Source organism: Mesorhizobium sp. B2-4-17, from assembly GCF_006441275.1.
In the GTDB taxonomy this organism is placed as follows: Bacteria; Pseudomonadota; Alphaproteobacteria; order Rhizobiales; family Rhizobiaceae; genus Mesorhizobium.
The window spans coordinates 36,664-49,732 of record NZ_VFUX01000035.1 but is presented as its reverse complement, the minus strand read 5'-3'; the positions used below and the strand labels follow the sequence as shown (position 1 = coordinate 49,732).

The window sequence follows — 13,069 nt, the reverse complement described above, 5'->3', positions numbered from 1 at the left end:
GTCGCAAAAGACCTGCCGATCAACTGTCACCTTGCGTCACAAGCGGACGTTGGCGCTGCTACGCGTTCTTGCCAGGGGTGCATCAGATCTGAAACAACCCCTTGGTTGCTTGAAGGCCCGATGCGTTTGGAGCGACCATCGCCATGGCCTGCCTTGAGAGTCCAAGATGGTCTTTCAACACAGCGTTGACGATCGAGCGTATATCGGTGGTGACCGCTAAATCGGTCCCCTCGTCGAGCTGATCTGGCGCCAACCCGGGCCAGCGACCCGCGATCCGCCCCCCGGCTATCGCACCACCCATCAAGAACGCTACGCTGGCACTGCCATGGTCGGTGCCGCCTTGTTCGTTGAAGTGGATAGAGCGCCCGAATTCCGTAACGCCGAGCACAACGGTTTGACGCCAGATCGCGGCTGCTGCTTCGGAGAACGCGACAACACCACGCGCCAATGTCTCAAGGGTCGCCGAAAGACGCTCTCCCTGAGCAACGTGGGTATCGATGCCGTCCAACCGCAGCAGGGCCACGCGCGGACCGTCCGGCCTGGACAGCGCCTGCGCCGCGGAGGTCGCCGCTGCGGCAAAGCTGGCAGCACTCAGCGCATGGCGCTGTGCAAGCAACGTCTGTACCGTGTCTCCGGCTGAACCGGACGCCGCACCGAGCCACAGGCGGGCGATGTCAAGTCCCGGATTGGCCAACACGAGATCGAAAAGCACATCATTCGAGAGGTCGGCCGGCGCTGCGCGCCAAAGTGTTTGCCTTCCCTGCGACAGCACCGAAGCGGCTCTTCCTGGCCAGCCAAAATCGCCGCCGTCGACATCGCCGTCGAACAGGACCCTCTGCGCGGCGTCATGCGATTTCCCGATACCCGGGATGCCCGTCGCGGGCAGGATCAGCAATTCGCCGGCCGAATAGAACCGAGCAAGAGGTTCCAGCGCCGGATGAAGCGCAAACAGCGGATCAAGCTTCACCCCGAACGCGTCGTCGGACGTGTCAAGTTCTCTCGCCGTGCCTCGCACCCGCCGGAAATCCGGATCACCATGGGGCGGCAGCGCGGCCAGCGCATCAAGTCCGCCCCGAAGATGAACGACCAGCAGCCGTGGGTGGCTGTCGCCAGCAAGAACCGCCGAGGCAAACCCTGCGCTCGTGCCAAACAGCGAGGCAAGACCCAAACCCTGGAGGGCCGTGCGGCGCGTCAATTGCATTTCGGATAATCCGGATCGGTGACGTCCGACTTTCCGGGCGTCGAATATCCGACCTGATCGGCATTTGGGATCACATACTTTTTGATCGGGACCTCCAGCAAATTCGCAGGGTTCCGAGCCAGCAGTCCTGCCAGAACTGGAGCGGCAAGGGATGTCCCCGAACAGATATTCTGTCTTAGCTCGTGTTTTTTTGTGCTCCGCCAAAGCACCGGGACGTCAACGCCGGGCTCGGACATGGCCGCGCCAAAAGAGCCGCCATTCCAAAGCAGATCACACCAATCGTTTGAAACGGTGCTGCACGCACCAATGACGATGGTACCGGTCGGGATATAAGTGCTTTTGGATGCCGAGACACTTTGGATGAAGCCTTGCGTCGGGTTTGGAGAAAAATATTCCGACGCATTCGCCGGGAAAAAGGACTGTACCCACGACGCCTCGTCGTCTTCCGGCGCATTGCCCGCCGCGATCACAATGCGGACCTGCTTGTTTGCGATCGCAAACAGCAGCTTGTCCATCAGACCAAGCTGTTCTAATTGGCCATCCTTCCTCGCGGTCTCCAAGAACTGCGCGCCCCAACTGATGTTCAGGATTTGGCCGGCGGACGCATTGTCACTGACATATTGCAGGGCGACAAGCGGCGATCCGACGATCTTCGACTTGTTATCCTTAAATGCCTTGACAATCTTGAGCGGCACCCCGGGGCTGATCCCAACGATGCCAAGGTATTTTCCACTTGTTGTACCTGACACACGCTTTCCGCCAACGATGCCTGCGACCATCGTGCCGTGACCTTGAGTGTCTGCCACACCCATGGTCGTGCTGCATGGAGTGACCGTGCAGTTGATCCGTTCCGAAATGTTAAGAAGCCCTTTTGTGACGATGTCTTCGTCGACGCCGCTATCGATGATCCAGACCGCGGACCCGTTGGTCACAGGACTGGGCGACCCGACGACTCTGCAAACGCTCGGCGGCACGAGCTTGTCCCCCGTCACATCCGCTAGCGGACTGCGTCCTTCGCAACCGCCATCCGCGAACAGGCTTACCTCAAATGAGTCCGGTTCCTGATACCCTTCCGACAGGAGCTTGTTCGCTTCCTCGTCAGTAAAGCTTCCCGTGACCAGGCTAAATCCCAGGTCCGGCATGTCGACAGCCTGCAGGGCGTCCCCCGACGGATTGATCTTTTTCAGACTGGCGATAACCGATCCAAATCTGTTCTTGTCCGCAAGTGGCGCAATGAATGTGTGTTGCGTTACTTGTGGCCCGTCCGGGTCTTCGTCCGCGTGCGCGATCGTGGCCGCGAAAAGGGTGGTGGCAAGAAAAGTCACAAGCCAGGTGAGCCTCATGGATCCCTACCGTCTGCTGGTCGACTGACGGGCAGCATGCTCCCAATAGCTCTGTCTGTCCACGGCAAAGCATTGGAGGCAAACCGTTGAGGCTCTTCTTGCAGCCGAAGAAAAAGCAGCCTAGGTTGTTCTCGCACGCCTCAAGCGCGGGGAGTAATGCTTGTGCCCAAGGTGAAACTCAAGCAGGGCCGACAGGCTCAGGAGATTGGCGCGGCGCTCGTGGGGGCCTGGCTGAAGGCTTTGCCGCCCGCGTTCACGGCGACTATATCAGCAGTAGGTTCGACCAGTCCTTTGAGTATAACCGTGAACGTGGCGAACGCATTCATGCTCAATGAAGTCATAGCTCTGCGCACTGAAGACAAGACTGGCGGCGTTCGAAGTGTGAGGGTAGGACCGATCACCACGGGAACTTCGGGTAAAACCTTTCGTGTAGTTGATCTTGATGGTGTCGATATCAATTACGAAGGAAAAAGTTTGGTGAATGGCGTGGTGTCGAAAGTAAAAGACTTGAAAGACGCCACTTTTCGCAACGAACTTAAGATTGTGCTGGAGCAGATCGTCGACGCGAAAGTGAACCTGGCGTGCGATGCCCCAACGGAGCTGACTGTGGTCCTGCCAGCCCTGCCGGAAGGCGTTGTCACGCGCGAGGACCTGATAGATTACCTCGGGACGTACCACAACAACGCACAGGGTCGGCACTATCATGAGGAGCTTGCGTCCGCGGTCCTTTTCGGCTGCCGATAGCAGACTTCAATATCAGTTCGGCAGCCCTGCGGCGAGCAGCGCCTTGAACAGCGTGGCCCGATCCTCCTCCAGGCGATAGGGCTCCTTGGCCACGAATCGACTGCAAGAAAAGCTGGGCGTACCCGCCAACACGCGAGCCGCATACAACTTCGCGTCGCTGTCCCGGCCAAGCGCCGAGCTCGAAGCGGCCATGTAGGCGCTAACCCATGTCGGCATTGTCGACGAACGGCTCAAAGCGACCAATGCCGGCTCGGGCCGGCCCGCAATGAAGTGGACGATGCCGCGAAACGGCCAATACCAGGATGGTTCATAGAGGGGATCGAGCACCTGCGCCCGCTCGAACCATTGCATGGCGCGATCCGGTTCGCCGCCAAATGTATAGAGGGTGCCGAGATAAGAAACCTGCTCGGGATCGTTCGGATTGAGGGAGAGGGCCCGTGCATAGAGTTGCGCGGCGACGTCGAAGTCTCGCAGGTGCAGCAGCACCCAGCCGAGAATGTTGAGGCAAACCGGATCGTTGGCGGAGAGCGCCACCGCCTTCTTGGCAATTGCATGCGCCTCGTCGAGCAGGGCATCGGAAGATCCCATGTCGCGAAACCATTCCAGCTGCTTGTAGTGAGCCAGCTTGGCGTAAGCGCGCCCATAGGTCGGATCGAGGTCGATGGCGCGCTGATACCATTGCCTGGCTTCCGCTTCAGACGCGAGGTCGCCTAGCGGCAAGGCATTGCCGCGCAGCACGCACTCATAGGCCGCCAGGTTGGCCGGCGGCTTGCGCCGCGCCTTCTCCGCACCCGCTGCCTTGAGGCGCCCGATAACCGTGCCCACGATCTTGCGGACCAGTTCGTCCTGCACATCGAATATGTCCTGATCGTCGCTGTCATAATACTCGGCCCAAACGTCACCGCCGGACGTCGCGTCAACCAGTTCGCACGAAAGGCGGATACGCTTCCCCATCCTCCGGATTCGCCCCGAAAGCTCGAAATCGAGCCCGATATCCGAGACCAGCTTCGGCAGTTCCACATCCTTGAGCCGCAACGAGGTATGATATGACGCGACGGAGAGCTGCGTGAACCGCGTCAGCTCGGTGATGACGTCTTCTGTGAATCCTTCGCTGAAATAGGGTTCCACGCCGCCGGTGCTGACAAATGGGCGGACCAGGATCGATGGCGTGTTCGAGCCAGAAGTCTCGGCGCCGATCCTCGGAGAGGGGCCTTCGGGTCGGTGAATAAGCGAGTAGACTGCCACGGGTCGGGGAATGTTCTTGAGCTGAAACTCGCCGCAATATTCGAAGGGCAATTGCAGCCCTCCGCGGACCTCCTCATGCACTTTTGCCGAAAGGCAAATGCCTCCGGGTGCTGCGATCTGTTCAAGGCGTGCAGCCACGTTCACACCGTCGCCGAACACGTCTCCGTCGCCGTCGACGATAATATCGCCGAAATTTATGCCCATTCGAAGCAACAGACCGGGCGACGATCGCTCGGGGTTTGCGAGATGGGCTTGAATAGCCACGCCACACCGGACCGCTTCGATGGCGCTGGGGAACTCCGCTACGACACCGTCGCCGGTGTTCTTTACAACGCGGCCGTCATGCCGATGAAGGTAGCCTGGGACCTCGTCGTGCATCAGCGCCCGGACGCGGGTAAACGTGCCTTCCTCGTCTTCCGCCATCTGTTGCGAATAGCCGACCACGTCGGCGACCACGATCGCGGTCAGGCGCCGCTTCAGGGTGCCGTTGTTTGCGGTCAATTCATGCTTTGGGGTCAATCCATACCTCGGGTCGGACGTCCGAACGTACTTTAGCACATTTGCAGGATGCTATCGCGCATGGCAGCGTGTAAACTGCCACATGAGAGCTTCGGACGTGCGACAGAGTGAATCCGTTCAGAAGCGCTCGCAATGCGAAGATCCGCACATTCGAGGGCTGCGTGGGGTCGAGTCTTCTTTATGGCCCGGTGGTAATCTCGGACCCGTTGCTCGGCTGTCCTCTCACTGTGGCGGCCGGCCGCGTTCGCGCCGCCCGAGATGGGGATGAGAGCACTTACTTCGTGTCTGGTTGGGGCACGACAGCCGAGCAGGCGCTGCAGGGCTGCCTTTATGAGGCGGACGAGACCTACTTCGCCCAGATCATTCCCGAGAGGCGAATTCTCCGGTCTTGCGCCAATGCGATTTATGGGCGGGTCGTCGAGCCGCCCGGCATCCTTCTTTTCAGCGAAGAGCAATATGACCGGAGAGAGGGCGGGAACCGACAACCCGCACTCCGCAACATGGTTCCGACCCGCTGGGATAGATCCGCGCCTGAAGACTGGATCCTGAGTGACGACAAGCTCGGTACGGAGCAAGCTTGGGTGCCCGCGAGACTGTGTTTCCTCGGATATAATCCCTGCGGCGAGGACTCATCTCTGCCGGCTGCCGACTCGAACGGACTTGCGCTGGGCATCAGCCTTGAGGATGCTGCGATGAGCGCGCTTCTCGAGCTGATAGAGCGAGATGCGACCTCTATCTGGTGGTACAATCGGCTTGTTTTGCCTCGAATCGATCCGAAGTCGATGGCAAGCGACACCGTATCTTCGTACGAGGATTGGCTTCGGCATCGAGGCCGCGAATTGCGGCTTCTACGACTTACGTTGGATTTGGCGGTGCCAACAGTTGCGGCAATCTCCAGCGACAGTTCCGGCCGGTTTCCGGCGATGGGGTTTGCGGCAGGCGCATCGTGGTCAGAGGCTGCCATAAGGGCGGTCGGCGAGCTTGCTCAATGCGAAGCGAACCTCGCTCTGCTCTCACAACAGGCGCGGCAACAAGGAACGATCCGCTTTACGCCCGGCGCGCGGCAACTTTATCGCTGGCATCAAGAAACAGATCTTGGGCTATATCCATATCTGCAGGGTGGGAATAGCGGGCCAGCTTGCACGGATGAATCGACACTTGATTACGCCTCATGCGTCAAACTCTGCCACGAGCGAAACCTGGAGATATTCGCCGTCATCTTGATGCAGGATGAGCAGCAGTCCCTTGTCCGCATTTTCGCTCCAGGCTTACGTTCGACCAAACCAAGGTTTGGCCCGGGCAGGCTCTATTCTGTTCCAGGCACTCTTGGCCTCAGGCCTGCGAGCTCAAATCTCATATGCCGAGACCCTTTCCCATTTTAGCGTCGAACCCAAGGCTGCCGCAAAGTTCTAAATTGGGACCGAACACTGCTCTGCCGCTTCAGCCCATTCGACGCTGTTGCGTCGAGAGGAGATGGTGCGCTGGCCGTTGTTGAAGGCCGCCTCCAAAGCCGATGTGGCGCGGATCCATGGCGTGATGGCGAAGGTTGTAGTGCGCTGGGTTGAGCGGTTCCTGTCGGAAGGACCTGCCGGCATGGCGGATCGTTCGTCGCGGAACCGCTGATATAGCGCGACATTATTCCTGCTTGGCTTTGTCAGAATTCCGAAACCTGGAGGCGGCGTGGCCGCGCAGGCTGGCTAGCTCCCTGGAGCAGTCCATCCGAGTTCCCGGCCTGTGCAATAGGGAATATGGCATAGCGCGCAACTTCGGAGAGTTCAGAGACGGATCCATTGCGACCGTTGCGACGCATAGAGCCGGGCCCATGCCTCCTCATGTTCACAAGCCTTTTCAAGCCGGGTACGGCAGGTTACCAATCATTATAAGACAATTGCAAAAGGCCGCCGCATGACCGAGGCCCTTGGGTCCTTGCAAGATTGGTTCCACCAAACGGTTCCCCCGGTGCTCTCATGGTGGCTCGGTTCGATCATGACCGGCGTAGCCCTGTCGCCGGCGTTTGCCCTGGTTCTACTGCTGATGTCGATTCTTTGTGCGGTGCTTGGAAGAAGTATCGCCATCATGATCGTTTCCCTCTGCTTCAGCGCGAATGCCGTTGCACTGTGCGGTCTCGTCCCTACGCAGCCTTTGAGAGGCGGGTTGATCGTCCTGGTAATGTTGGGCTTCGGATTGTTGGCGTCGGCCTTATATCGTGAGCGGGGCAAGGTCGACAAAATGTATCAACGACTGGAAGCCGCTCGAAAAGAGACTGAGGAAATAAGGGGGCTTCTGGATAATGAAATCAAATGGCGCAAGGCATCGGAATGACGCCGCCGAGGTTGGTAGCGGCCCGCACCCTTGACGGCCATTGAATTGCGCCTTGGGGCTGAACCATGTCGTGGCCAGGCACCATGACGCGCCTCGCGGGCTGGCGGGTGTCGGCCTGTCGGAATTTCCAGGCTCATCCGCCGAGAGCAGAGGAAGGAAGCAAACAGGCAGCTGCCAACGCCTGGCGGGTGGGGGGAAAGGCGTTGGCAGCTATCAGGGCGCGCATGCTCACCCCGATCACCCCGTCGCCCCCCCGCAATCAACGACGACGGAACGCTATTCGATCATTCTTCGTTCATGGCCCGCTTCATCTGATCGGTGAATGGCTTGACCAGGTAGGAAAGTGCAGATCTTTCCTTGGTGTGCAGGAAGACCTCGACCGGCATGCCTGGCACCAGTTGCTTGCCTTCGAGGCCACTGTCATCGACGATCGCGATTGTTGAAAGGTAATAGGCCTGGCCGGTCTGCGCGTCGACACTAGCAGCCGCTCCAACAACGTTGACGCGTCCGCCAATCTCGGGTGTGGTGCGCTGGTTGAATGACGAGAAGCGCAGCCTCACATCCTGGCCCGTTGATACCTGGTCTATATCGGTCGGTGCGACCCGAGCCTCGATGACAAGTTCGTCACCGCCAGGCACGATTGACATGACGGTTTCGCCGGGCGCAATCACCCCGCCCACCGTGTGAACCTTGAGATCGTTGACGATTCCCGAAATCGGCGCCCGCAGCTCCATGCGCGTGAGACGATCCTTTGCGGCGACGATACGATCGTCCAGCTCGGCGACTTTGGCCTCGACGTCGCGCAATTCACGCTGGGCATCAGTCCTGACCTGCTGGTCGAGTTCAATCATCTTGAGATTGACCTCGCTGATCTGGCCCCTGGCCCGCGCTATGTCGGACTCGACCTCGGCGATATGGCCGTCGATCTTGATCAGGTCCCGTTCCAGCGTGCGTGTCTTGTCGCCTTCGATGAGCCCCTTGCGCAACAAGGGCGCCAGGCGGCCCAGATCTTCAGCGACGAGGGCACGTTCGCTTTTGCTGGACGTCTTCTGCGCTTCCAGGCCTCTGATCTGTTCCTCGTACTGTTCGATCTGCGATGCCAGTTGCGCCTTCTGAGCCACACGCGTGGCCCGGTTATTGGCAAACAGCCGCTGCTCGCCATCCACGATGGCGTGCGGATCGACATCGGCTGCAAAATCGAACGTGATCTGGTCCAGATCGTCGCGCTCGGCGCGCAAGCGGGCGGAGCGTCCCTGGAATTCCAGAAACTGGCCACTCAACACGCCCAGCTCCGCCCTGGTCTGGGTTTCGTCGAGACGGATCAAAACGTCACCGACTTTCACCCCATCGCCGTTGGCGACTTCGATCGCGCCGATGATGCCGCCGTCGCGGTGTTGAATCATCTTCAACTGCTTTTTCGAGGTGACTTTACCCTGTGCGATGATCGCACCCGACAGGTTTGCATTGGCCGCCCAACCTCCGCAGCCCAGAACCAAACCCAACGCCAGGAGGCCGGAGACCGCCACCCTGGAGCGAATGGTGTAATGTGGCCGACGCGTCTTCTTCTCAAGATTCTTGTCCACGCTTTACTCCTATCGTCTACGCGGTCGCCAATGCCTGACCAGGCATTGCGGCGTCGTGCTTTGCTTCAAGAATGAAGTCCTGGGCCGTCAGTTCGTGATGGCCGTCCAGGGCCAATGAGAATTCATCGTCCGGGTCGCTGTCGAGATTCCCGGAGACGAGCGTGACCTCGTGATCAATGTCGAGCGTTTGAAATTTGAAGACCACCGCCCCTAGATCGGCTGGTGCCGCCGAGGCCGCGCCGGCAAAGAACAGTTTGTGGCCTGCAAAGTCATTGAGATCTTCGGAAATGCGCGACAGATCGATGCGGTCTCCGGCATGGAAATCCATTATCAGGTCGCGCGGCCCGCCCTGGTTTTCCAGGGATTGAAGCGACTGGAACACGAACAGGTCACTGCCGCCGCCGCCCACCATGACATTGACGGCATCGTTCGCCACCAGCGTGTTTCGCCCATGGCCGCCCACGATGCTCTCGATTTCAAAGATATGGGCCTCTTCGATGCCATCGAGGAAGACGAGCCCGTCCGGCAGGTCCACAAGGGTGTCGTGGACATTGGCGGAGAGATCGAGCGTATCCTGGCCCGCGCCGCCAACCACGATATCGATCCGGACGTCGTTGCAAAGAACAATGACGTCATCGCCCGCGCCGCCGTCAATGTGGTCGAGACCTGCGCCATCGCTCAGATGATCATTGCCGTCGCCGCCGCTCATGGTGTCGTCACCGGCGCCGCCAATGAGCGTGTCATCGTCTTGCCCGCCGTCGAGCACATCGTTGCCGTCGCCGCCGTCCAGCGTATCGGCGCCCGTATCACCATGGAGCGAGTCGGCGCCGTCGCCGCCCAGCAAAGAGTCCGCGCCGTCGCCGCCGGCGATTGCATCGTCACCGCTGCCGCCAATCAGGAGGTCGGCCCCAGCGCCGCCGTCGAGAGCATCGTTGCCATCGCCGCCGTCCAGCGTATCGGCGCCGTCTTCACCTTCCAGCACGTCACTGCCCGTGCCGCCGTCGGCGACATCGTTGCCATCGCCACCATGGATCTGGTCCTGGCCCTCGCCGCCGAGAAGCAGATCGTTGCCCGCATCGCCATACAGAATGTCGTTGCCCTCGCCGCCGAACAGGGAATCGTCGCCATGACCGCCAAAAAGGACGTCATTGCCGCGGCCGCCCCAGATGACATCGTTGCCGTCGCCCCCGATGAGCCGGTCGTTGCCGTCGCCGCCGTGGATCGTATCGTTGCTTTCGCGCCCATAGACGACGTCGTTGCCGCCGCGGGCATCGATCAGATCATCGTAAGGGGTTCCTATCAGCACATCGTCACCCTCGGTGCCGGCCGTGGATTCACCGGCGGGCTCCGTGACTTCGAGGTGAGCGCTCTGCTGGATGGTCTCGACGCCGTCGCTGATTTGATAATGGAACGTGACGGCTCCAATCTGGTCGTGCTCGGGCGTATAGAGCCATCGTTCCAGTCCGATGCGGCGAAGTTCACCACTATCGGCCTCCAGCGAGCGCACGATCAAATTGTCCCCATCCGGGTCGCTGGCGCCATTCAGCAGTTCGCCCATGGTGATGATGACCGACAGGTTCATCATGCCGTCGGAAAGAAAGACCGGACCGGTCAGGACCGGCCGCCGATTTGACTTGGTCGGTCCTGGCGAACCCTGGCCGGGGTCGGTTTGGCCGGGCTGATTTCCTTGTCCCCCGCTGCCGCCCGGGCCCGACCCGCCGCCGGTTTCGCTCCCGCCATGGCCCGGCAAAACGCCACCGGGAGGTGAGGATCCCCCACCACCATTGTCGTTGCTGGCAACGGGTGGCGGCGGGGCGCCATGGCCGACCGGACCGTGGATGCTGTTGCCGACGCCAGCGCGAACGTTCGGGTGCAGCCCTTGCACGCCCCAGGGCCGATGCGGCTGCCAGACGTCGAAATTGAGGTCGCTAACATTGACGCCTATGGGTTCGGCGAGACTTCGCAGATAGTCCGCGACATCGCCGATCTTCTGTATCTGCGTCACGACCGGGTCGTCCTCGGCGTTGGGTGGGTGATCGTCGCCCTTGGTGGGCTGGTCGGCATGTCCGCCCGGGTTTTTGTCGGGGACGTTCTGGTCGGTCTCGAACATCTTTTTCAGGAGTGCCGCGAATGCACCGATCAGGAATGGAAAGGCGGAGACCGAATTGACGCGCGAGCGTGCATCACGCAACTTAAAACGGTTCTTCGGAGCGTCGAGCTCCTCGTGGTTGGGCAGTCCAAGTGCGAGCCGATCGTCCATTTTTCGCTCATCAATCCTTTTGCGCGGCCGCAACGGCCGCCGCGGCGCGCACCTTGCCGCCAGAGCTAGGCGTTGGAGCGGCGCGCGTCTTGCCAGCTGAGGCAGGCACCGTGGCGACGCGCGCCGGTTCGCGGATCAGCTCATCCTTCGGGCCTATCGCAACCAGCTTGCCGTTCTGTATCAGCCCGACGAGATCGACCGCTGCCAGGGCACTCGGGCGATGGGCAATCACAATGGCGATGCCACCACGCTGACGAACGCCCTTGAGCGCCTCCGTCAAGGCGGCCTCGCCTTCGGCGTCGAGGTTGGAATTCGGCTCGTCCAGCACGACAAGGAAAGGGTCGCCGTAAAGAGCGCGAGCAAGGCCGATGCGCTGGCGCTGGCCGGCCGCCAGGGAGGTGCCGTTTGGCCCAAGTTCGGTCTGGTATCCCTGGCTGAGCCTGACGATCATTTGATGGACACCGGCGGCGCGCGCGGCGGCAACGATCCCGCGTGCGTCGGCTTGCGGATCGAAGCGCGAGATGTTCTCGGCGATCGTCCCCTCCAGCAGAGACACATCCTGAGGCAGATATCCGATATGGGCACCAAGTTTATCGCTGTGCCACTGATCGAGATCAGCATCGTCGAGCCTGATCGAGCCGCGCAGCAGCGGCCAGACACCGACAATGCTTTTGGCCAGCGATGTCTTGCCGCCGCCGCTTGGGCCGATCAGTCCCAGCGCATCGCCGGCCTTGAGTTCGAAAAAAACCTCGCTCAGAAGAACCGCGCCGGTATGGGGCGCAACGACGGTTGCTTTTTCCACTTTCAGCGTTTGGCAAGGCGCCGGAAGATCGATAATCCGGGCCTCATCATCCATAGCCGCCAGGGTTTCCTTGAGCCGGCCAAAGCTTCGGCGTGCAGCGACGAAACCTTTCCAGTTGCCGATCGCCATGTCGATGGGAGCGAGGGCGCGCGCCGAAGCGACCGAACACGCAATGATGGAACCCGATGAGAGTTCTCCTTTCATGGTGAGATAGGCGCCAAGGCCCAGAAGCGCCGATTGCAGCATCATGCGCAGCACTTTTGCCAGGCCGCTGAAGGACCCCGTCACATCGCTGGTCTTGGTTTGCAAATGGAGATGTTTGTCATTGGCGGCTGAAAAGCGCGACACGGCACGCGAGCCGAAGCCCATTGCCTTGAGAATATCGGCATTGCGCGCATGTGCGTCGGCGATGTTCGAACGCGTGATGGCGGCGCGGTGCGTATCCTTGACGACATTTCTCGTCATCACTTCGGTAACGACGGTCAGGGCGATGAGGACTATGGCGCCCGCGAGTGTCAGCAATCCGAGCATGGGGTGGAGGAGATAGACGAAGCCCAGGAAGAGCGGCATCCAGGGCAGGTCGAACAGGGCGATAGGGGCCTGGCTGGATATGAAGCCGCGCACGGTATCCACGTCCCGGCCCCGCTCGAGTGCTTCCGACGTGGAATAGCCGTAGCGCGGCATCTCGATAACCACCTGATGGGCCAGCGGGGCCAGCCTGGCGTCGAGGCGCGCACCATAGCGGACGAGAATCTGGGACCGCAACACGTCGAACAGGCCCTGGAAGAGGTAGAGTCCGATGGCCAGCACCGAGAAGGCTACCAGCGTGGGCACGCTGCCGCTGGGCAAGGCCCGATCGTAGATCTGCAGCATGTAGAAAGAGCCGGTCAACGCCAGAAGGTTGATGACACCGGAAAGGCAGAGCAGAAAGACTGCAAGCCCGCGATAATTGCCGATGTATTGCGACACATCGGGAGCAGAACGGGTGCGTTTCTTTTGGGTACTCATGAAAGCCCACCTCAACCATATTGAACTGTCTGCAGACTTGAA

9 protein-coding genes and 1 pseudogene are annotated in these 13,069 nt (G+C 60.4%); 4 read left to right on the top strand and 6 right to left on the bottom strand.

The window, feature by feature from the left end; genetic code table 11:
* Window positions 1–82: 82 nt before the first annotated feature.
* Window positions 83–1,201 carry a DUF1501 domain-containing protein gene (locus FJ548_RS24455; RefSeq protein WP_140779180.1) on the bottom strand — a complete coding sequence of 373 codons (1,119 nt, stop codon included), beginning with the start codon at window positions 1,199–1,201 and terminating at the stop codon, window positions 83–85.
* Window positions 1,192–2,544, bottom strand: coding sequence for a S8/S53 family peptidase (locus tag FJ548_RS24450; RefSeq protein ID WP_140761609.1), 1,353 nt, complete (start codon window positions 2,542–2,544; stop codon window positions 1,192–1,194). The genes FJ548_RS24455 and FJ548_RS24450 overlap by 10 nt, the downstream gene beginning before the upstream one ends.
* Before the next feature lie 162 nt (window positions 2,545–2,706).
* On the opposite strand from FJ548_RS24450, the gene FJ548_RS24445 reads away from it, so the two are divergent.
* A complete protein-coding gene (locus FJ548_RS24445; RefSeq protein ID WP_140761607.1) occupies window positions 2,707–3,288 on the top strand; it encodes a hypothetical protein in 582 nt (193 codons plus the stop codon).
* Window positions 3,289–3,300: 12 nt separating this feature from the next.
* Here FJ548_RS24445 and FJ548_RS24440 read toward each other — a convergent pair whose 3' ends face one another.
* The gene (locus FJ548_RS24440) at window positions 3,301–5,052 is read right to left on the bottom strand and encodes a tetratricopeptide repeat protein (protein ID WP_140779179.1); all 1,752 of its coding nucleotides are present in this window, start codon (window positions 5,050–5,052) and stop codon (window positions 3,301–3,303) included.
* 107 nt (window positions 5,053–5,159) lie between these two features.
* On the opposite strand from FJ548_RS24440, the gene FJ548_RS24435 reads away from it, so the two are divergent.
* The 3 genes and pseudogenes from FJ548_RS24435 (at window position 5,160) to FJ548_RS24425 (ending at window position 7,374) form a co-directional block, all read left to right on the top strand.
* Window positions 5,160–6,434, top strand: coding sequence for a YcaO-like family protein (locus FJ548_RS24435; protein WP_140779178.1), 1,275 nt, complete (start codon window positions 5,160–5,162; stop codon window positions 6,432–6,434).
* A gap of 121 nt (window positions 6,435–6,555) precedes the next feature.
* Window positions 6,556–6,672, top strand: a pseudogene (locus FJ548_RS24430) (leucine zipper domain-containing protein); the annotation flags it as partial.
* A gap of 285 nt (window positions 6,673–6,957) precedes the next feature.
* The gene (locus FJ548_RS24425; protein WP_140611923.1) at window positions 6,958–7,374 is read left to right on the top strand and encodes a hypothetical protein; all 417 of its coding nucleotides are present in this window, start codon (window positions 6,958–6,960) and stop codon (window positions 7,372–7,374) included.
* 284 nt (window positions 7,375–7,658) lie between these two features.
* Here the strand turns inward: FJ548_RS24425 and FJ548_RS24420 are convergent, their stop codons facing one another.
* From FJ548_RS24420 to FJ548_RS24405, 3 genes are read right to left on the bottom strand one after another with little or no spacing between them, the layout of a single operon-like run.
* Window positions 7,659–8,957, bottom strand: a complete 1,299-nt coding sequence (locus FJ548_RS24420; protein ID WP_140779177.1) for an HlyD family type I secretion periplasmic adaptor subunit — start codon at window positions 8,955–8,957, stop codon at window positions 7,659–7,661.
* Window positions 8,958–8,973: 16 nt separating this feature from the next.
* On the bottom strand, window positions 8,974–11,250 hold the full coding sequence (locus FJ548_RS30775; RefSeq protein WP_181168892.1) for a cadherin-like domain-containing protein: 2,277 nt from the start codon (window positions 11,248–11,250) through the stop codon (window positions 8,974–8,976).
* Window positions 11,228–13,027 carry a type I secretion system permease/ATPase gene (locus FJ548_RS24405; RefSeq protein ID WP_140779174.1) on the bottom strand — a complete coding sequence of 600 codons (1,800 nt, stop codon included), beginning with the start codon at window positions 13,025–13,027 and terminating at the stop codon, window positions 11,228–11,230. The genes FJ548_RS30775 and FJ548_RS24405 overlap by 23 nt, the downstream gene beginning before the upstream one ends.
* Window positions 13,028–13,069 lie beyond the last annotated feature (42 nt).

What these genes read in the sequence shown, in the direction of transcription:
- FJ548_RS24405 (WP_140779174.1), bottom strand. Translation starts at nt 13,027, where the DNA reads ATGAGTACCCAAAAGAAACGCACCCGTTCTGCTCCCGATGTGTCGCAA.
- FJ548_RS24455 (WP_140779180.1), bottom strand. Translation starts at nt 1,201, where the DNA reads ATGCAATTGACGCGCCGCACGGCCCTCCAGGGTTTGGGTCTTGCCTCG.
- FJ548_RS24425 (WP_140611923.1), top strand. Translation starts at nt 6,958, where the DNA reads ATGACCGAGGCCCTTGGGTCCTTGCAAGATTGGTTCCACCAAACGGTT.
- FJ548_RS24450 (WP_140761609.1), bottom strand. Translation starts at nt 2,544, where the DNA reads ATGAGGCTCACCTGGCTTGTGACTTTTCTTGCCACCACCCTTTTCGCG.